We start from the raw sequence: 18,236 nt of genomic DNA on the forward strand, positions 1-18,236 counted from the left end.
AGATGCTTGATCAACTCATCCATCAGCTCGTCGTGCCGATCCTGTACATCCTGGCGATCGTGTTGCCGCTGGTGCTCGCGGTGGCGATGTTCGTCTACTGGGAGCGCAAGGTTCTCGGCTGGATGCACGTGCGCATGGGACCGAACAAGATCGGCCCGTTCGGCGTGCTGCAGGCCTTCGCCGACGTGGTGAAACTGCTGATCAAGGAAGTGATCCTGCCGACCAAGGCGAACCGCTTCCTCTACTACATGGCACCGATGATCGCGCTGGTGCCCGCGCTGGCGGTGTGGGCGGTGGTGCCGTTCAGCAGCTCGATGGTGCTGTCCAACGCGAACGCCGGCGTGCTGTACCTGCTGGCGATGACCTCGATGGGCGTGTACGGCATCATCATCGCCGGCTGGGCGTCCAACTCGCGCTATGCGTTGCTCGGCGCGATGCGTTCGGCCGCGCAGGTGATCTCCTATGAGCTGGCGATGGGCCTGTGCCTGGTCTGCGTGCTGGTGCTGGCCGGTTCGCTGAACCTCACCGAGATCGTCAACGCGCAGGCCGGCAGCAAGGGCATCTTCGACTGGTTCTGGCTGCCGCTGCTGCCGGTGTTCGTGATCTATTTCATCTCCGGCGTGGCCGAGACCAACCGCGCCCCGTTCGACGTGGCCGAGGGCGAGTCGGAGATCGTGGCCGGCTTCCACGTGGAGTACTCCGGTTCGGCGTTCGCGCTGTTCTTCCTGGCCGAATACGCCAGCATGATCCTGGTCAGCTTCCTGGCCGCGATCCTGTTCATGGGCGGCTGGCTGTCGCCGTTCCCGGCCTCGTGGGGCTTCATCGGACACGGCGGTTTTCCGTGGCTGCTGCTCAAGGCCTTCCTGTTCTCCTTCATGTTCCTGTGGTTCCGCGCCACCTTCCCGCGCTATCGCTATGACCAGATCATGCGGCTGGGCTGGAAGGTGTTCATTCCCATCGCCATCGCGTGGGTTTTCGTGGCGGGCCTGATGAAGTACTACGGCCTGGTCAGTATCGGCACGGGGGCCTGAGGATCCAATGAATCGCATTTCCGCCTATTTCAAGAGCCTGCTGCTGATCGAGCTGCTGCAGGGCATGGCGCTGACCATGCGCTACATGTTCAAGCCCAAGTACACGATGCGCTACCCGATGGAGCACATCCCCAAATCGAACCGCTTCCGCGGCCTGCACGCGCTGCGCCGCTACGCGAACGGCGAGGAACGCTGCATTGCCTGCAAGCTGTGCGAGGCGGTGTGCCCGGCGCTGGCGATCACCATCGACTCGGCGCCCCGCGAGAGCGACGGCCAGCGTCGCACCACCCGCTACGAGATCGACCTGTTCAAGTGCATCTTCTGCGGCTTCTGCGAGGAAAGCTGCCCGGTGGACTCGATCGTCGAGACCTCGATCCACGAGTACCACTTCGAGAACCGCGGCGAGAACGTGGTGGACAAGCAGAAGCTGCTTGCCATCGGCGACCGCTTCGAACAGCAGATCGCCGCCGACCGCGCACAAGACGCGGCGTACCGCTGAGGCCCACGATGAATCCCCAACTGCTTCAACTCATCTGCTTCTACGCCTTCGGCTTCGTCACCGTGGCCGCCGCGCTGTCGGTGATCACGCTGAAGAATTCGGTGCACGCGGTGCTGGCGCTGGTGCTGACCTTCTTCAGCGCCGCCTGCCTGTGGCTGCTGCTGGAGGCCGAGTTCCTCGCCCTGGCGCTGATCGTGGTCTACGTCGGCGCCGTGATGGTGCTGTTCCTGTTCGTGGTGATGATGCTCGACATCGACCAGGAGAAAATGCGCGAGGGCTTCGTGAAGTTCCTGCCGATCGGCCTGTTCGTGGCCGCGATCATGCTGGCGGAAATGCTGGGCCTGATCGGCGTGCGCGCGATGCAGGCGCACGTGATGGGCGCCGATCCGGCGGTGGCCGCCGGTGTGTCCAACACCGCCTGGCTGGGCCGCGCGCTGTACACGAGCTTCCTGCTGCCGTTCGAGATTGCGGCGCTGATCCTCACCGTGGGTATCGTGGCCGCCGTGGCGCTGACCCTGCGCGAGCGTCGTGACGCCCGCTACGAGTCGGCCAGCCAGCAGGTCAGGGCGGACCCGAACCGTCGCGTGCGCATCGTGAAGATGGCCGCTGTCCGTCCCGACGAATCGACCGAATCACAGGAGCCGCAGTCATGATCACGCTTGCGCACTACATCGTGCTGGGCGCGGTGCTGTTCTGCATCGCCGTCGCCGGCCTGTTCATCAACCGCAAGAACGTGATCGTGCTGCTGATGTCGATCGAGTTGATGCTGCTTGCCGTGAACATGAACTTCGTGGCGTTCTCGCGCTTCCTCGGCGACGTGTCGGGGCAGGTGTTCGTGTTCTTCATCCTCACCGTGGCCGCGGCAGAAGCTGCCATCGGCCTGGCGATCCTGGTGCTGCTGTTCCGTACGCGCAGCACGATCAATATCGCCGACATCGACAGCATGAAGGGTTGATCCGATGCAGCTTTCAACATCCATCCTGCTGACGATTGCGCTGGCGCCACTGGTCGGCTGCCTGCTGGCCGGCTTCTTCGCCCGCTTCATCGGCCGTGCCGGTTCGCACAGCGTGACCATCCTGGGTCTGCTGGTGTCCTGCGCACTGTCGTTCTACGTCCTGTACCAGCTCACCCTGGGCGGCGCGGCCGAGTACAACCAGAACCTCTACACCTGGTTCCAGATCGGTCCGTTCAATGCCAGCGTCGGCTTCATGGTCGACCGCCTGACCGCGATGATGCTGGTGGTGGTGAGCTTCGTGTCGCTGCTGGTGCATGTCTATACCATCGGCTACATGCGCGACGATCCGGGCTATACCCGCTTCTTCAGCTACATCTCGCTGTTCACCTTCTCGATGTTCATGCTGGTCATGAGCAACAACTTCATGCAGCTGTTCTTCGGCTGGGAAGCGGTGGGCCTGGTGTCGTACCTGCTGATCGGCTTCTGGTACAAGCGGCCGACCGCGATCTTCGCCAACCTCAAGGCGTTCCTGGTCAACCGCGTGGGCGATTTCGGCTTCCTGCTGGGTATCGCCGCGGTGCTGTATTTCCTGGGCACGCTGGATTACGCCACCGCGTTCAACGCGGCGCCGGGGCTGGTCGGCAAGACCCTGCAGATCACCGCGCACACGCATTGGGATGCGGCCACGGTGATCTGCATCTGCCTGTTCGTCGGCGCGATGGGCAAATCAGCCCAGGTGCCGCTGCACGTGTGGCTGCCCGATTCGATGGAAGGCCCGACCCCGATCTCCGCGCTGATCCATGCGGCGACCATGGTCACCGCCGGTATTTTCATGGTGGCGCGCATGTCGCCGCTGTTCGAGCTGTCGTCGACGGCGCTGAGCTTCGTGCTGGTGATGGGCGCGACCACGGCGCTGTTTACCGGCTTGATCGGCATCGTGCAGAACGACATCAAGCGGGTGATCGCGTACTCCACGCTGTCGCAGCTGGGCTACATGACGGTGGCGCTGGGCGTGTCGATGTATTCGGGCGCGGTGTTCCACCTGATGACCCACGCGTTCTTCAAGGCGCTGCTGTTCCTGGGCGCCGGCTCGGTGATCATCGCGATGCACCACGAGCAGGACATGCGCTACATGGGCGGCCTGCGCAAGTACATGCCGATCACCTGGATCACCATGTGGATCGGTTCGCTGGCGCTGGTGGCGATTCCGTTTACCTCGGGCTTCTACTCCAAGGACGCGATCATCGAGGCGGTCGGCGAGTCGCATCGCTGGGGCGCGCATTACGCCTACTTCTGCGTGATGGCCGCCGCACTGGTGACGGGGCTGTACACGTTCCGCCAGATGTACCTGACCTTCCACGGCAAGGAGCGCTTCACCGTGGCCGACCATCACGGTCATGGCCACGACGGGCATGACGATCATGGCCATCACGAGCCGGGCGTGCTGGCGCATGCGCCGCACGAGTCGCCGTGGGTGGTGACCCTGCCGTTGGTGTTGCTGGCGATTCCGTCGCTGCTGGTGGGCTTCTTCACGGTCGGCCCGATGCTGTTCGGCAACTGGTTCGGCAACGCGATCCACGTGGAGGAGGCCAACAACGTGCTGGCCGAACTCGGTCACGAGTTCCACGGCGCGGCGGCGATGGCCCTGCATGGCTTCACCCAGCTGCCGTTCCTGCTGGTGGTGATCGCGTTCGTGACGTGCACTTACATCTACCTGTTCAATCCCGCGCTGGCCGGCCGGATCAAGTCCGCGCTGAAGCCGCTGTGGACCGTGCTCGACCGCAAGTACTGGGTCGACAACGTGTACTTCGCGCTGTTCGCCCGCGGTGGCGTGATGCTGGGCCGGGTGTTCTGGAAGGCCGGCGAGACGGCAGTGATCGATGGCGCGATGGTCAATGGTTCGGTGGGCCTGGTGCACCGTATCGCTGCCACGACGCGCCGGCTGCAGTCGGGTTACCTCTATCACTACGCGTTCGCGATGATTCTCGGCCTGATCCTGCTGCTTGGCGGGTACTGGTTCATCGGCTCCGTGCCGGTCGGGCAATAAGGGAAACAGATCCATGTTCAATCATTTGCTCAGCCTGTTGATCTGGCTTCCCGTCATCGGCGCCATCCCGGTGCTGCTTGCCGGCTCGGCCCGTCCGAACCTGGCCCGCTGGCTGTCGCTGCTGGTGGCGGTGCTGACCTTCGTGGTCAGCCTGTTCCTGCTGGTGCAGTACGACCCCGCCGGCAATGCCATGCAACTGGTCGAAAGCCATCTGTGGATCGCCTCGTGGGGTGTCCATTACGGACTGGCGGTCGACGGCATCTCGGTGGCGCTGATCGTGATGACCACCTTCGTCGGTATCCTGGTGATCGTGGGCGCCTGGGAAGTCATCCAGGACAAGCCGCACCAGTACATGGCCGCGATGCTGATGCTGGAAGGCCTGCTGATCGGCGTGTTCTGCGCCACCGACGCGCTGCTGTTCTATGCGCTGTTCGAGGCCATCCTGATCCCGATGTTCATCCTGATCGGCATCTGGGGTGGTCCGCGCCGCGTGTACGCCACGCTGAAGTTCTTCATCTACACGTTCTTCGGCTCGGTCTTCATGCTGATCGCGCTGCTGTACCTGTACCAGAAGGCGCACACGTTCGACCTGGCCACGCTCGCGGCGCTGCCACTGACGTTCAATGAGCAGGCCTGGATCTTCTTCGCGTTCCTGATCGCGTTCGCGATCAAGGTACCGATGGTGCCGGTGCACACCTGGTTGCCGGACGCCCACGTCGAGGCGCCCACCGGCGGCTCGGTGGTGCTGGCGGCGGTGATGCTCAAGGTGGGCACGTACGGCATGTTGCGCTTCATCCTGCCGATCGTGCCGGACGCGGGCGCGCATTTCGCGTGGATCATCATCGTGCTGAGCCTGGTCGCGGTGGTCTACATCGGCTATGTCGCGCTGGTGCAGGAAGACATGAAGAAGCTGGTGGCGTATTCGTCCGTGGCGCACATGGGCTTCGTCACGCTGGGCATCTTCATCGCGTTCGCGCTGGTGCGCGAGCAGGGCAATACCGACATGGCGCTGCTCGGCATGCAGGGCGCGATGATCCAGATGATTTCGCACGGCTTCGTCTCCGGCGCCATGTTCACCTGCATCGGCGTGATGTACGACCGCCTGCATACCCGGGCGATCAAGGATTACGGCGGCGTGATCAACGTGATGCCGTGGTTCGGCTTCTTCTACGTGCTGTTTGCCATGGCCAACTGCGGCCTGCCGGGCACCAGCGGTTTCGTCGGCGAGTTCATGGTGATCCTGGCCAGCTTCAGCGCCAATCCGTGGATTGCGCTGTTTGCCGCCTTCACCCTGATCATCGGCGCGGGCTACACGCTGTGGCTGGTCAAGCGCGTGCTGTGGGGCGAGATCACCAACCCGCACGTGGCCGAGATGAAGGAAATCAACGGCCGCGAAACCTTCGTGCTGGCGTCCTTCGCCGCCGCCGTGCTGGCGCTGGGCATCTGGCCGCAGCCGCTGGTCCACCTGATGGATGGCTCGGTGGCGCAGCTGGTGCAGCAACTCGCCATTCACAAGATTTGATCGGGACCGAACATGCCAACACTGAATGACATCCTGATCCTGCTGCCGGAGTTCTACCTGGTCGCAGCGGCGTGCCTGCTGTTGCTGCTGGACGCCTTCATGAAGCCCGCGCAGCGCCCGCTGCTGCACTGGCTGTCGATCGCCGTGCTGCTGGTGGCGATCTACCTGGTGATCGCCGGTCAGCCCACGGAGGCGAGGAGCGCCTTCGGCGGCATGTTCCTGCGCGACGACGTGGCCGAGATCCTCAAGGTCTTCGCGCTGGCCACCACCGCGCTGGTCTTCGTCTACGCCCGCCCGTACCTGATCGACCGCAAGCTGCTGGGCGGCGAGTTCTACACGCTGATGCTTTTCGCGGTGATCGGCATCATGCTGCTGGTCTCGGCCGGCAACCTGGTCACGATCTATCTGGGACTGGAGCTGCTGTCGCTGTCGTCCTACGCGCTGGTGGCGCTGAACCGCGACGCGAAACTGCCGCCGGAGGCGGCGATCAAGTACTTCGTGCTGGGCGCACTGGCCTCGGGCATGCTGTTGTACGGCATGTCGATGGTCTACGGCGCTTCCGGCATGGGCGGCACGCCGTCCCTGGACCTGGCCCAGCTGCACAACGTGATGAGCTACACCACGGCGCCGACCCTGCTGCTGTTCGGCCTGATCTTCATGATCGTCGGCATCGGCTTCAAGCTGGGTGCGGCGCCGTTCCACATGTGGATTCCGGACGTCTACCAGGGCGCGCCCACGCCGGTCACCACCTTCATCGCCTCGGGTTCGAAGCTGGCCGCATTCGGCATGGCCTGGCGCCTGCTCGATGGCGGCATGGGCGACCTGTCGCAGCACTGGCAGCTGATGCTGGCGGTGCTGGCGGTGTTGTCGCTGGCGATCGGCAACCTGGTCGCCATCGTGCAGACCAACCTCAAGCGCATGTTGGCGTATTCGACCATCTCGCACATGGGCTACCTGCTGCTGGGCTTGGCGGCTGCCGGCCCGGAAGGCTATGCGGCGGCGATGTTCTACGCGATCTGCTATGCGCTGATGGGCGTGGCCGCGTTCGGCGTGATGCTGGCGATGAGCCGGGCAGGGTTCGAGTGCGAGGAAATCGCCGACCTGAAGGGCCTCAACCAGAAGTCGTCGTGGATGGCCTTCCTGATGCTGCTGGCGATGTTCTCGCTGGCCGGCGTGCCGCCGCTGTTCGGCTTCTGGGCCAAGGTGCTGGTGCTGGAAGCGGCGATCCACGCGGACATGCTGTGGCTGGCGATCGTCGGCATCGTGTTCGCGATCATCGGCCTCTACTACTACCTGCACGTGGTCAAGGTGATGTACTTCGACAAGCCGGCCGAAGGCAGCCAGTTGCAGGCGCAGGCGGACAAGCCGCTGCGCGTGGTGCTGTCGATCAATGCGCTGTCGCTGCTGGCGCTAGGCCTGTACTGGGGTCCGCTGCTGGGATGGTGCCGTCGTGCATTCGGTCTCTGAATCGCCGATGGATGCCATTGCTGAACGATTGAGGCTTGCAAGAAACCGGCCACCCCGGTAAACTCTTCGGACTCTGATGCGGGGTGGAGCAGTCTGGCAGCTCGTCGGGCTCATAACCCGAAGGTCGCAGGTTCGAATCCTGCCCCCGCTACCAGATCTTTCTTGATGCAAGAAAGCCTCCTCGTGAGGCTTTTTTGTTGGGCGCACGGATGCGTCGTGCCTGACGGCTCCGGCTGTCGAGCGCACCGGAAAGAGCTGCACGAGGAGGAACATCGGCGTGATAAGGAAATGGGCCGTTGGAGCCCATTTTTTGTTTCTGCCGTTCTGACGGAGTGAGTCGGGAAGACGACCATGGATACACAGGCACTGGCACAACGCTTCACCGAGGTACTGGCCGATCTGGGCCTGGAATGCCTTGGCGTGGAGTTCAATCCGTCGCATGGGCAGAGTACCCTTCGCGTCTACCTGGACCTGCTGGACAAGACGACCGGCGACGGCGAACGCCGCGAAGTGGGTATCGAGGATTGCGAATCCGCCAGTCGTGAATTGTCCGCCATGCTCGACGTGGAAGATCCGATTCCGGGCCATTACGTGCTGGAGGTTTCCTCGCCGGGTCTGGATCGTCCGCTGTTCACCGCGGAACAGTTTGCGCGGGTCGACGGACAGGAAGTGAAGTTGCTGCTGAAGGCGCCGCTGGAAGGGCGTCGCCGCTTGCGCGGCAAGCTGGTTTCGGTGGAAGGCGAGCACATCGTGCTGGAAGCCGAAGGCAAGACATTCGAATTCGATCACGCGCTGGTGGAAAGTGCGCGTGTGGTGCCGGACTGGGTGGCGCTCGGTTATGCGCCGCAGCCCAAGCGCGGCGGCAAGAAGCCGGCCGGTTGAGGCCAGTCGGAAACAAATTGAGAGTGCGGCCATGGACGGCCGCTTTTTGATCCTGGCGTTCAGGGATGAGCGCAAAAGTTAACCTTCGGGTGCCGTCGGCATCTATGGAGCAGCTGCAATGAGCAAAGAACTTTTGCTGGTCGTCGACGCGGTCGCCAATGAAAAGGGCGTGCCGGAAGAAGTGATTTTCGAGGCGATGGAGGCCGCGCTGGCCTCGGCCGCGAAGAAGCGCTATCCCGACGAGGAGCCTGATGTTCGGGTGTCGATCAATCACGACACCGGCGAGTACGAGACCTTTCGTCGCTGGGAAGTGATTGCCGACGATGGCGAGATGGAATCGCCGTCCTACCAGCTGCGCCTGATGGATGCGCTGGACGAGCGCGCCGATGCCCAGGTGGGTGAATACATCGAGCAGCAGGTCGAGAACGCCGAATTCGGCCGCATCGCGGCGCAGGCCGCCAAGCAGGTGATCGTGCAGCGCGTGCGCGAGGCCGAGCGCCAGCAGGTGGTCGATGCCTTCGCCGATCGCGTCGGCGAGCTGGTCACCGGCATCGTCAAGCGCGTCGAGCGCGGCAACATCTACCTCGACCTGGGCAGCAACGCCGAGGCGTTCATCCCGCGCGACAAGACGATTCCCCGTGAATCGGCCCGCGTCGGCGATCGCGTGCGCGGCTACCTTTACGAAGTGAAGTCCGAAGCCCGCGGCCCGCAGCTGTTTGTGTCGCGCGCGGCACCGGAATTCATGATCGAGCTGTTCAAGCTGGAAGTGCCGGAAGTCGGCCAGGGCCTGGTGGAGATCAAGGGCTGCGCCCGCGATCCGGGTGACCGCGCCAAGATCGCCGTGCTGGCCCACGACAGCCGCACCGATCCGATCGGCGCCTGCATCGGCATGCGTGGTTCGCGCGTGCAGGCGGTGTCGAACGACCTCAACGGCGAGCGCGTCGACATCATCCTGTGGCACGAGAACCAGGCGCAGTTCGTCATCAACGCGATGGCGCCGGCCGAAGTGCAGTCCATCATCATGGACGAGGAAAAGCACTCGATGGACATCGCGGTGGCCGAGGACAAGCTGTCCCAGGCGATCGGCCGTGGCGGCCAGAACGTGCGCCTGGCCAGCAAGCTGACCGGCTGGCAGCTCAACGTGATGACCCAGGACCAGGTCACCGCCAAGAGCGAATCCGAGCAGGAGGCTGCACGCACCCTGTTCATGGACAAGCTCGAAGTCGACCAGGAAATCGCGGTCATCCTGGTGCAGGAAGGTTTTTCCAGCATCGAGGAAATCGCCTACGTGCCCAGCGCCGAGCTGCTGGCGGTCGAGGGCTTCGACGAGGACATCGTCGAGGAACTGCGCGCCCGCGCCCGCGATGCGCTGCTGACCGAGGCACTGGCGGTGGAGGAGGGCGTGGAAGAGCATCAGCCTTCCGACGAGCTGCTGGCGCTCGACGGCATGGACGAGGCCACCGCTTATGCGCTGGCCGCGCGTGAAGTGGCCACGGTCGACGACCTGGCCGACCTGGCGGTGGATGACCTGATCGATATCGAAGGCATGGACGAGGATCGCGCGGCAGCGCTGATCATGGCTGCCCGGGCACCCATGATTGCGCGACTGGAGAAAGGCGGCTAACCGCGGACGGCAACACCCCGGATGGGTGTGCCGCGAAAGGCTTCTCGCAAGCCTTTCACCACGGATGGAGGTGGCGGTGGCGACAATGCCGCACAGACGATAAGCGCGGGAACGGCGGAGCAAAGAACACGATGTCGGACGTCACGATCAAACAACTCGCCCAGGTACTGGGCATGCCGGTCGACAAGCTGCTGACGCAGCTTGGCGAGGCGGGCATGAAATTCTCCGACCAGGAGCAGGTCATCAGCAGCACCGAGAAGGTGAAGCTGCTTGGCTTCCTGCGCCGCACGCATGGCAAGAGCGAGGCGGTGGCCGAGGTCGACGACAGCGCTCCTCGCCAGATCACCCTCAAGCGACGCACGGTCGGCGAGCTCAAGGTCGCCACGCCCGGCGGGCGCGGCGCCGCCGCCACGGCCAAGACGGTCAACGTCGAAGTGCGCGCCAAGCGCACCTACGTCAAGCGCAGCGTGATCGCCGAGGAAGCCAGCGCCGAGCCCGAGCGCGAGGATGCCGTGCGCAAGCTGCAGGAATCGCAGCAGCAGCGCGAGCAGGAAGAGCGCGAGCGCATCGAGGCCGAACAGCGTCGGCAGGCGGAAGCGCAGCAGCGTGCCCTGGACGATCAGCAGCGCAAGGCCGAACAGGAGCAGCGCGAGGCGGAAGCCGCTGCTCCCGAGGTCGAGCCTGTCACGTCCGGAAAGGTCGAGGCGGCAGCCGAGCCGGAATCCGCCCCCGAGGCGCCGTCCGCGGTGGCTGCGGCCGACGATGCGTCGGCCGTGCAGCGCATCGATCAGCGCGAGCTGGGCATGATCCTGCCGCGCATCCACGAGCCGCGCAAACGCGAAAAGCTGGTCAAGCCGGCCGCGGCACCTGCCGCGCCGGCCGCTGCCGCGGCAACGCCAGCCCGTGCCACGACGGCAGCAACGCCGGCGACGGCGGCCAGCGATGCCGCCCGCGGCAAACCCAAGCACTCGCGCGAGCGCGCCGAACTGCCTGGCAACAAGGAAGATCGCGAGGCGGGCAAGCGTTTTGCCGGTGGCCAGATGCATCTGAGCGAAGCCGACCGTGCCCGCCGTTCTTCCTCCAGCGGCAAGCGTGGCAAGCCTGGCCGCAGCGGCGGCCGCGAGATGTCGCGCAGCAGCGCGCCGAGCGGTCCGCACGGGTTCTCGCGTCCCACCGCACCGGTGGTGCGCGAAGTGGTCATCAGTGACAGCAACGTCGTCGCCGACCTGGCCCAGAAGATGGCGGTCAAGGGTTCCGAGGTGGTCAAGGCGCTGTTCAAGATGGGCGTGATGGCGACCATCAACCAGACCGTAGACCACGACACCGCCGTGCTGGTGGTCGAGGAGCTCGGCCACACGCCGGTCGCCGACAACCAGAACAACGCCGAGGAAACGCTGGCGGCGCACACCCAGAACGTCGAACTGGAAGGCGAGAAGATCACGCGCCCGCCGGTGGTCACGATCATGGGCCACGTCGACCACGGCAAGACCTCGCTGCTCGATTACATCCGCCGCACCAAGGTTGCCTCCGGCGAAGCCGGCGGCATCACCCAGCACATCGGCGCGTACCACGTGGAAACGTCGAAGGGCGTGATCACCTTCCTGGACACCCCCGGCCACGCGGCGTTCACCTCGATGCGTGCCCGTGGCGCGCAGTCGACCGACATCGTGATCCTGGTGGTGGCGGCCGATGACGGCGTGATGCCACAGACGGTGGAAGCGGTGAAGCATGCGCGCGCCGCCAAGGTGCCGCTGATCGTCGCGGTCAACAAGATGGACAAGGACGGCGCCAACCCCGACAACGTCAAGCAGGGCCTGGTGCAGTACGAAGTGGTGCCGGAAGACTGGGGCGGCGACGTCCAGTTCATCCCGGTGTCGGCCAAGACCGGTGCCGGCGTCGAGGATCTGCTCGATGCGATCTCGGTGCAGGCCGAGGTGATGGAATTGAAGGCCGTTGCCGATGGCCGCGCCTCCGGCGTGGTGATCGAGTCCAGCCTGGACCGCGGTCGTGGTCCGGTGGCGACCGTGCTGGTGCAGCAGGGCACGTTGCGCAAGGGCGACTTCGTGGTCTGCGGCGTCGAATACGGCCGCATGCGCGCGCTGATCGACGAAACCGGCAAGCAGGTGACCGAAGCCGGTCCGTCGATTCCGGTGCAGGTGCTGGGTCTGTCCGGCGTGCCGGAGACCGGTGACGATTTCGTCGCCGTCGAGGACGAGCGTCTGGCCCGCGAGGTCGCCGAGGAGCGTCAGCAGAAGCGCCGCGAGACGCGCATGGTCAGCAAGAGCAATCGGCTCGAGGACATCATCGCCAAGATGGGCCAGGGCGTGGAGCAGCAGACGCTCAACATCCTGGTCAAGGGCGACGTGCAGGGCTCGGTCGAAGCCTTGCGCGAGTCGCTGACCCAGATCGGCAACGATCGGGTGCGGGTCAACGTGGTGGCCTCCGGCGTGGGCGGCATCACCGAGTCCGACGCCACCCTGGCGGCCGCGTCCAAGGCGTTGATCATCGGTTTCAACGTCCGCGCCGACGCGTCGGCGCGCAAGGTGATCGAGACCAGCGGCCTGGACGTGCGCTACTTCTCGATCATCTACGACGTGATCGACCAGGTGACCCAGGCAGCCACCGGCCTGCTCGGCATGGAAGTGCGCGAGGACATCATCGGCACCGCCGAAGTCCGTGACGTGTTCCGCAGCTCCAAGTTCGGCGCGGTGGCCGGTTGCATGGTCACCGAAGGCACGGTCAAGCGCAGCAAGCCGATCCGCGTGCTGCGCGACAACGTGGTGATCTTCGAGGGCGAGCTGGAATCGCTGCGCCGCTTCAAGGAACTGGTCGACGAAGTGCGCAACGGCATGGAGTGCGGCATCGCCGTCAAGCAGTACAACGACGTCAAGCCGGGCGACCAGATCGAGTGCTTCGAGCGCACCGAGGTGGCACGCACGCTGTAAAGGCGAGGAGTGGGGGAAGAGGAGTGAGGAGTGAGAGAAAAACTCGGCTCCCATGCTCTTCTCTCGCTTCTCACTCCTCTCGACTCACTACTGGTTTTTCAAATGCCCTCCCGCGACTTCAAACGTACTGACCGCATCGGCGCCGAATTGCGTCGCGAGCTGGGCTTGCTGGTGCACGCGGCCGTGCGCGATCACGGCTTGCCGTCGGTCAGCGTGTCGGACGTGGAAATCACCCGTGACCTGGACTGGGCGACGGTGTGGGTCACCGCGATGCTGCCCGAGCAGGGTCTTCCGGCGGTGAAGGCGCTCAATGCCATCAGCCATGAGATCCGTCATTCGCTGGCACACAGCGGCATGCGCATGCGCCGGGTGCCGGAGCTGAAGTTCAAGTACGACGATTCGGTCGACAAGGGCGAGCGGATCGAGTCGCTGCTGCGCGAGCAGGCCCGCACCATCGCGCCGCCGGACAGCGACGCCAAGGACTGAGCGGTTGCAAGGATCGTCGCTGAATCCATGAGTCGCCAGTCCCGCATCCAGTTCCGTGACCTGCACGGGATCGTCCTGCTCGACAAGCCGCTGGGCCTGAGTTCCAACCAGGCGCTGCAGGCCGTGCGTCGCCTGCTGCGTGCGTCCAAGGGCGGTCACACCGGTGCGCTTGATCCGCTGGCCACCGGACTGTTGCCGCTGTGTTTCGGCGAGGCCACCAAGCTGGCTGGCAGCCTGCTCGGCGCGCGCAAGGCGTATCTGGCCGAATGCCGGCTGGGCATCACCACCGATACGGCTGACAGCGAAGGCGAGATCGTTCGCCAGTTGCCGGTGCCGCCGCTCGACGCTGCGGCGATCGAGACGGCGCTGGCCAGGCTTCGCGGCCGCATCCTGCAGGTGCCGCCGATGTATTCGGCGCTGAAGCACGACGGCGAGCGGCTTTACGCCAAGGCGCGCCGGGGCGAGGTGGTCGACGTGCCTGCGCGCGAAGTGGACGTGCACCGCCTGGAATTGCTCGAGCGTGACGGGGAAACCCTGCGCCTGCTGGTGGAATGCGGTTCGGGCACCTATGTCCGCTCGCTGGCGGTCGATCTGGGCGAGGATCTCGGCTGCGGCGCCCACCTGACCGCATTGCGGCGGATCTGGGTCGAGCCGTTCCGCGAGCCGCAGATGGTGACCCTGGCGCAGCTCGAGCAGGCCGCGGAGCAGGGTGACGAAGCACTGCTGGCATGGCTGCTGCCGGTATCGGCGGGCCTGTCGGATCTGCCGGTCCTGCACCTGGACGAAGCGCAGAGCATGGCGATTTCACGCGGTCAGCAGATCAGCCTGCCGGGGTTGCCGGTAGCCGGCCGCTGCGCGGCCTACGCCAGCGACGGCGCGCTGCTGGCGCTGCTGGAGAGCGATGCGGAAGGACGTGCCCGCGTCATTCGCGGCTTCAACCTGCCGCCGGACTGACCGATTTGCCCGCAAAACGCCTTGCGCACTTGTTGTAACAGCACTCCCATCAGTAGAATAGACAAGTTATTTCAACGCTTTCACTCAACTAGGCGAAGCTTGCGCTTGCGTCATCGCCGATGATGCAAGCGCAAGCTTCGCATCGCCTTATCAAGGAAACGTACTCCATGTCCCTTACCGCAGAACAGACCGGCAAGATCATCGCTGATTTCGGCCGCGTGCCGAACGACACCGGTTCGACCGAAGTCCAGGTGGCGCTGTTGTCCGCCCGCATCGACCACCTCACCGGCCACTTCAAGGAACACAAGCAGGATCACCACTCCCGCCGGGGCCTGCTGAAGCTGGTCAATCAGCGCAAGCGCCTGCTCAGCTATCTGAAGGATCGCGATCTTGCGCGCTATCAGACCCTGATCGAACGCCTCGGCCTGCGCCGGTAATTTCGTGCGTTCCTCCGTGAACGCAAAGATCAAGAGGCGCCCATCCGTGGGCGCACTTCTCAATCAGATCAGGAATTAAGCACGTGGCAAAAGTAACCAAGTCATTCCAGTACGGTAATCACGAAGTCACACTGGAGACGGGCGAAATTGCCCGCCAGGCGTCCGGTGCGGTCATGGCCAGCATGGGCGGCACCGTGGTGCTGGTCACCGCTGTCGCTGCGACCAAGCAGAAGGAAGGCCAGGATTTCTTCCCGCTCACCGTCGACTACGTCGAGAAGTTCTATTCCGCCGGCCGCATCCCCGGCGGCTTCTTCAAGCGCGAAGGCCGTCCGACCGAGAAGGAGACGCTGACCTCGCGCCTGATCGATCGCCCGGTGCGCCCGCTGTTCCCGGAAGACTTCAAGAACGAAGTGCAGGTCATCGCCCAGGTCGTCTCGCTGAACCCGGAAGTGGACGGTGACATCGTGGCCCTGCTCGGCGCCTCCGCCGCGCTGAGCCTGGCCGGCATCCCGTTCAAGGGCCCGATCGGCGCTGCCCGCGTCGGTTATGCCAACGGCAAGTACCTGCTGAACCCGTCGCAGACCGAACTGAAGACCTCCCAGCTGGACCTGGTCGTCGCCGGTACCGCCGGCGCCGTGCTGATGGTGGAATCCGAAGCGCAGCTGCTGTCCGAGGACGTGATGCTCGGCGCGGTGATGTTCGGTCACCAGCAGATGCAGACCGCGATCCGCGCGATCGCCGAACTGGCCACCGAGGCCGGCAAGCCGTCGTGGGACTGGAAGGCTCCGGCCCGCAACGAGTCGCTGGTTGCCGCCGTCAAGGGCGCGGTCGGCGATCAGCTGGCTGCAGCGTTCCAGGTGCGCGACAAGCTGGAGCGTCGCGACGCGATCTCCGCGATCAAGGCCGACGTGCTGGCTGGCCTCAAGGCGCAGGCCGAAGAGAACGGCTGGTCCACCGGCGCGATGGCCAAGGAATTCGAGGAACTCGAATACCACACCATGCGCGACAGCGTGCTGAAGACCAAGGTGCGCATCGACGGCCGCCAGCTGGACGACGTGCGCGCGATCACCGCCCGCGTCGGCGTGCTGCCCCGCACCCACGGTTCGGCGCTGTTCACCCGCGGCGAGACCCAGGCGCTGGTCGTCATCACGCTGGGCACCACGCGTGATGCGCAGATCATCGACGCGCCCGGCGGCGAGTCGAAGGACCCGTTCCTGTTCCACTACAACTTCCCTCCGTTCTCGGTGGGTGAAGCCGGTCGTTTCGGCGCGCCGAAGCGTCGCGAGATCGGTCATGGCCGCCTCGCCAAGCGTGGCGTGCAGGCGGTCAAGCCGAGCATCGAGGAATTCCCGTACGTGGTGCGCGTGGTCTCGGAAATCACCGAGTCCAACGGTTCCTCGTCGATGGCCTCGGTGTGCGGTTCCTCGCTGGCGATGATGGATGCCGGCGTGCCGCTGAAGGCACCGGTCGCCGGTATCGCCATGGGCCTGGTCAAGGAAGGCAACGACTTCGTCGTGCTGTCCGACATCCTGGGCGACGAGGATCACCTCGGCGACATGGACTTCAAGGTGGCCGGCAGTGCCGAAGGCATCTCCGCGCTGCAGATGGACATCAAGATCGACGGCATCACCGAAGAGATCATGAAGGTGGCGCTGGCCCAGGCCAAGCAGGGTCGCCTGCACATCCTCGGCGAAATGGGCAAGGCGCTGACCACCGCCCGCACCGAAATGAGCGAGTTCGCCCCGCGCCTGATCACCATCAAGATCCACCCGGACAAGATCCGCGAAGTGATCGGCAAGGGCGGCGCCACGATCCGCTCGATCACCGAAGAGACCGGCACCACGATCGACATCAGCGACGACGGCACCATCATCGTCGGCTCGGTCAATCGCGAGGCGGGCGAAGCGGCGAAGAAGCGCATCGAGCAGATCACCTCCGACGTCGAGCCGGGCCGCATCTACGAGGGCAAGGTCGCCAAGCTGATGGACTTCGGCGCGTTCGTGACGATCATGCCGGGCAAGGATGGTCTGGTCCACGTGTCGCAGATCTCCGACGAGCGCGTCGAGAAGGTCTCCGACAAGCTGAAGGAAGGCGACATCGTCAAGGTCAAGGTGCTGGAAGTCGACAAGCAGGGCCGCATCCGCCTGTCGATGAAGGCCGTGACGGAAGACGAGCGCGCAGCAAGCGTCTGAGTTTTCGCTTCGTCAGCAGTAACATGAAGAAGGCCCGGCTCACGCCGGGCCTTCTTCGTTGCGGGCCGATGATCCGCTGTCATGACCTTTTGCTAGGATGGCGAGAACCGTTGACGAGGACGCACCGATGGCCGATCCGGCGAATGATTTCATGAAGGACTATCAGGCGCTGGCGCAGCAGTCATGGGACTCCTGGACGAGGCAATTCCAGCAGCCATCCGCGGCCAACCCGTTTGCGCCCCCACCGTCGCAGGCGACGGGCACCGACACGTTGGAACGCACCCTGTCCGGCCTGAAAGGCTATTTCGACTGGATGCAGAATGCTGCCAGCGGAGGCGTGACTCAGCGGCCATCCAGTGACTGGCAGCAGCAATTGCAACAGATGTTCGGGACCGGCAACCCGCCCTTTGCGCAGGCCTTCGGTGGCATCGACAGTGCCGGTGCCGAGAGTTTTGCGCGGCAGTGGCAGTCCTGGTCGCAGGCGGCCCAACGCATGGGCCTGGGCGACATGCCGGGTGCGCATGGTCCGACGCCGGCATTCGGCCTCAATCGCGAACAGCAGATGCAGCAGCAGGAACTGGGCATGGCCTTGCTGGCGTCCTTGCAGGCGTCCGCCAGATACCAGGAGCTGATCCAGAAGGCCAACACGCAAGGCATGCAGCGCCTGCAGGAAAAGTTGACCGCACACGCCGCGCCGGGGCGCCAGGTCGATTCCCTGAAGGGCCTGTACGACTTGTGGGTGGACGCTTCCGAGGAGGCCTACGCCGACATCGCGCTTTCCGTGGAATTCCGCGACGCTTATGGCGAAATGGTCAACACGCAGATGCGCGTGCGCCAGTTGCAGCAGCGACAGACCGAGCAGATGTGCCAGCAGCTCGGCGTGCCGACTCGCAGCGAGGTGTCGAGCCTGGGCCAGCGATTGCAGGCCTTGCGCCGCGAGTTCCGTGCCAGCCAGGCTGGCGCTTCCGGCGGTCGTGCCGACGAGCTCGTCGCCTTGCGCCGCGAAGTGGCTGCATTGAAGCGTCAGCTGGGTGATCGCCCGGCCACGAAGCCCGCGGCGGGAAAGACGGCTGCGGCGAAACCGTCGGCCGCCGTGAAGAACTCTGCAGCGACGAAGAAGCCAGCGGCAAAGGGCACGCGCAAGCCTGCCACCACGTCCACGGCCAGCGCGCGCAAGCGCAAGTAAGGGAGCGTT

At 64.7% G+C, this 18,236-nt stretch carries 15 protein-coding genes and 1 tRNA gene; all 16 read left to right on the forward strand.

Annotated features, from left to right (window positions below; genetic code table 11):
- Positions 1 to 2: 2 nt before the first annotated feature.
- On the forward strand, positions 3 to 1,031 hold the full coding sequence (gene nuoH / locus ASD82_RS16320) for an NADH-quinone oxidoreductase subunit NuoH (protein WP_056718842.1): 1,029 nt from the start codon (positions 3 to 5) through the stop codon (positions 1,029 to 1,031).
- Between the two features lie 7 nt (positions 1,032 to 1,038).
- Entirely contained in the window at positions 1,039 to 1,530 is a 492-nt protein-coding gene (gene nuoI / locus ASD82_RS16325; RefSeq protein WP_007805211.1) for an NADH-quinone oxidoreductase subunit NuoI, read from the forward strand.
- Positions 1,531 to 1,538: 8 nt separating this feature from the next.
- On the forward strand, positions 1,539 to 2,183 hold the full coding sequence (locus tag ASD82_RS16330; protein WP_056718843.1) for an NADH-quinone oxidoreductase subunit J: 645 nt from the start codon (positions 1,539 to 1,541) through the stop codon (positions 2,181 to 2,183).
- Positions 2,180 to 2,485 (forward strand): NADH-quinone oxidoreductase subunit NuoK, encoded by a 306-nt coding sequence (gene nuoK, locus ASD82_RS16335; protein ID WP_007805214.1) that lies wholly within the window; start codon positions 2,180 to 2,182, stop codon positions 2,483 to 2,485. Before ASD82_RS16330 ends, nuoK begins: the two co-directional genes overlap by 4 nt.
- Before the next feature lie 4 nt (positions 2,486 to 2,489).
- On the forward strand, positions 2,490 to 4,532 hold the full coding sequence (gene nuoL, locus ASD82_RS16340) for an NADH-quinone oxidoreductase subunit L (protein WP_056718844.1): 2,043 nt from the start codon (positions 2,490 to 2,492) through the stop codon (positions 4,530 to 4,532).
- A gap of 13 nt (positions 4,533 to 4,545) precedes the next feature.
- On the forward strand, positions 4,546 to 6,054 hold the full coding sequence (locus ASD82_RS16345) for an NADH-quinone oxidoreductase subunit M (RefSeq protein ID WP_056718845.1): 1,509 nt from the start codon (positions 4,546 to 4,548) through the stop codon (positions 6,052 to 6,054).
- 12 nt (positions 6,055 to 6,066) lie between these two features.
- The gene (nuoN, locus tag ASD82_RS16350; protein WP_056718846.1) at positions 6,067 to 7,521 is read left to right on the forward strand and encodes an NADH-quinone oxidoreductase subunit NuoN; all 1,455 of its coding nucleotides are present in this window, start codon (positions 6,067 to 6,069) and stop codon (positions 7,519 to 7,521) included.
- Positions 7,522 to 7,598: 77 nt separating this feature from the next.
- Positions 7,599 to 7,675: transfer RNA gene (locus tag ASD82_RS16355), tRNA-Met, on the forward strand.
- A gap of 197 nt (positions 7,676 to 7,872) precedes the next feature.
- The gene (rimP, locus tag ASD82_RS16360; protein ID WP_056718847.1) at positions 7,873 to 8,403 is read left to right on the forward strand and encodes a ribosome maturation factor RimP; all 531 of its coding nucleotides are present in this window, start codon (positions 7,873 to 7,875) and stop codon (positions 8,401 to 8,403) included.
- Between the two features lie 118 nt (positions 8,404 to 8,521).
- Positions 8,522 to 10,027 (forward strand): transcription termination factor NusA, encoded by a 1,506-nt coding sequence (gene nusA, locus ASD82_RS16365; protein ID WP_007805223.1) that lies wholly within the window; start codon positions 8,522 to 8,524, stop codon positions 10,025 to 10,027.
- Between the two features lie 131 nt (positions 10,028 to 10,158).
- A complete protein-coding gene (infB, locus tag ASD82_RS16370) occupies positions 10,159 to 12,972 on the forward strand; it encodes a translation initiation factor IF-2 (protein ID WP_056718848.1) in 2,814 nt (937 codons plus the stop codon).
- A gap of 102 nt (positions 12,973 to 13,074) precedes the next feature.
- Complete coding sequence (gene rbfA / locus ASD82_RS16375) at positions 13,075 to 13,458, forward strand: 30S ribosome-binding factor RbfA (protein WP_056718849.1); 384 nt, start codon at positions 13,075 to 13,077, stop codon at positions 13,456 to 13,458.
- A 27-nt stretch (positions 13,459 to 13,485) separates the two neighbouring features.
- Complete coding sequence (truB, locus tag ASD82_RS16380) at positions 13,486 to 14,412, forward strand: tRNA pseudouridine(55) synthase TruB (protein WP_056718850.1); 927 nt, start codon at positions 13,486 to 13,488, stop codon at positions 14,410 to 14,412.
- A gap of 167 nt (positions 14,413 to 14,579) precedes the next feature.
- A complete protein-coding gene (gene rpsO, locus ASD82_RS16385) occupies positions 14,580 to 14,849 on the forward strand; it encodes a 30S ribosomal protein S15 (protein ID WP_007513234.1) in 270 nt (89 codons plus the stop codon).
- 83 nt (positions 14,850 to 14,932) lie between these two features.
- Positions 14,933 to 17,041, forward strand: a complete 2,109-nt coding sequence (gene pnp / locus ASD82_RS16390) for a polyribonucleotide nucleotidyltransferase (protein ID WP_056718851.1) — start codon at positions 14,933 to 14,935, stop codon at positions 17,039 to 17,041.
- Between the two features lie 97 nt (positions 17,042 to 17,138).
- Positions 17,139 to 18,227 carry a poly(R)-hydroxyalkanoic acid synthase subunit PhaE gene (locus ASD82_RS16395; RefSeq protein ID WP_235577780.1) on the forward strand — a complete coding sequence of 363 codons (1,089 nt, stop codon included), beginning with the start codon at positions 17,139 to 17,141 and terminating at the stop codon, positions 18,225 to 18,227.
- Positions 18,228 to 18,236: the final 9 nt, after the last annotated feature.

The sequence above is a fragment of the Rhodanobacter sp. Root179 genome (assembly GCF_001428465.1).
In the GTDB taxonomy this organism is placed as follows: domain Bacteria; phylum Pseudomonadota; class Gammaproteobacteria; order Xanthomonadales; family Rhodanobacteraceae; genus Rhodanobacter.

Bases quoted from the DNA above. Each gene is read 5' to 3' on its own strand.
- nuoL (WP_056718844.1), top strand. From the start codon at position 2,490: ATGCAGCTTTCAACATCCATCCTGCTGACGATTGCGCTGGCGCCACTG.
- nuoI (WP_007805211.1), top strand. From the start codon at position 1,039: ATGAATCGCATTTCCGCCTATTTCAAGAGCCTGCTGCTGATCGAGCTG.
- rpsO (WP_007513234.1), top strand. From the start codon at position 14,580: ATGTCCCTTACCGCAGAACAGACCGGCAAGATCATCGCTGATTTCGGC.
- rimP (WP_056718847.1), top strand. From the start codon at position 7,873: ATGGATACACAGGCACTGGCACAACGCTTCACCGAGGTACTGGCCGAT.
- infB (WP_056718848.1), top strand. From the start codon at position 10,159: ATGTCGGACGTCACGATCAAACAACTCGCCCAGGTACTGGGCATGCCG.
- ASD82_RS16330 (WP_056718843.1), top strand. From the start codon at position 1,539: ATGAATCCCCAACTGCTTCAACTCATCTGCTTCTACGCCTTCGGCTTC.
- ASD82_RS16345 (WP_056718845.1), top strand. From the start codon at position 4,546: ATGTTCAATCATTTGCTCAGCCTGTTGATCTGGCTTCCCGTCATCGGC.
- nuoK (WP_007805214.1), top strand. From the start codon at position 2,180: ATGATCACGCTTGCGCACTACATCGTGCTGGGCGCGGTGCTGTTCTGC.
- nusA (WP_007805223.1), top strand. From the start codon at position 8,522: ATGAGCAAAGAACTTTTGCTGGTCGTCGACGCGGTCGCCAATGAAAAG.
- nuoN (WP_056718846.1), top strand. From the start codon at position 6,067: ATGCCAACACTGAATGACATCCTGATCCTGCTGCCGGAGTTCTACCTG.
- nuoH (WP_056718842.1), top strand. From the start codon at position 3: ATGCTTGATCAACTCATCCATCAGCTCGTCGTGCCGATCCTGTACATC.
- rbfA (WP_056718849.1), top strand. From the start codon at position 13,075: ATGCCCTCCCGCGACTTCAAACGTACTGACCGCATCGGCGCCGAATTG.
- truB (WP_056718850.1), top strand. From the start codon at position 13,486: ATGAGTCGCCAGTCCCGCATCCAGTTCCGTGACCTGCACGGGATCGTC.
- ASD82_RS16395 (WP_235577780.1), top strand. From the start codon at position 17,139: ATGGCGAGAACCGTTGACGAGGACGCACCGATGGCCGATCCGGCGAAT.